The sequence below is a fragment of the Vibrio sp. 10N.222.49.A3 genome, from assembly GCF_041475145.1.
Classification (GTDB): domain Bacteria; phylum Pseudomonadota; class Gammaproteobacteria; order Enterobacterales; family Vibrionaceae; genus Vibrio; species Vibrio tasmaniensis_A.
On record NZ_JBFRVM010000302.1, the window covers coordinates 1 to 271 of the forward strand.

Annotated in this window: 1 protein-coding gene; it reads left to right on the forward strand. The window is 45.8% G+C overall.

What is annotated here, in order from left to right; all coding sequences use genetic code 11:
- Window positions 1–2: 2 nt before the first annotated feature.
- The gene (locus tag AB4589_RS25230) at window positions 3–248 is read left to right on the forward strand and encodes a DUF1640 domain-containing protein (protein ID WP_371694561.1); all 246 of its coding nucleotides are present in this window, start codon (window positions 3–5) and stop codon (window positions 246–248) included.
- Window positions 249–271: the final 23 nt, after the last annotated feature.

Below are 271 nucleotides of genomic sequence, written 5' to 3' on the forward strand. Positions count from 1 at the left end.
AGCTGATCAACCTAACCGCTCATGCTGCCACTCAAGAGCAGTTAAATGATACGCGGAAAGAACTCGATCAGAAGATCGAAGCGGTTCGTAATGAGCTGAAATCTGATATTCAAGGGGTACGGAATGAGGTCCTGGGGGTTCGTAATGAAGTGAGTTCCCTTAAAAACCTCATTATTGCTACTGCCTTTGCGATGATTGCGACGGTAGCCGGTGCCGCGTTTTGGGTTGGCAGTCATATCACCGCTTAATGTACAAATATGTTTTCTGAAAT